This is a genomic window from Microbacterium sp. GbtcB4, from assembly GCF_019091465.1.
In the GTDB taxonomy this organism is placed as follows: domain Bacteria; phylum Actinomycetota; class Actinomycetes; order Actinomycetales; family Microbacteriaceae; genus Microbacterium; species Microbacterium paraoxydans.
The window spans coordinates 1-232 of sequence record NZ_JAGXJJ010000690.1; the positions used below are offsets into that span (position 1 = coordinate 1).

1 protein-coding gene is annotated in these 232 nt (G+C 78.4%); it reads right to left on the reverse strand.

Annotated features, from left to right (window positions below; genetic code table 11):
• Positions 1-232, reverse strand: a 232-nt coding sequence (locus KVS71_RS19275; protein ID WP_217585328.1) for a hypothetical protein, incomplete at both ends; no start/stop codon positions are given.

Here is a 232-nt window from a genome sequence, read left to right on the forward strand (position 1 = left end):
GAGCACCTCCCCATGCGACCGCACCCGCTGCCACAGCGCCCAGTGACGTGGCCAGCTCTCGGCATCGGCGACGGGCACGGGCGGCTTGCCGTTCCTACCCGTCTCGGGCCCCGCGGCCTGCACGTCCCACCCCGGGTGCGCCGGGGCCAGCGTCTCGACGACCGACGCCGCGACCGGGGTGTCCAGCGCCGCCACCTCCCCGGCCGGCGCCCCGGCCGGCACCCCCTCTCGA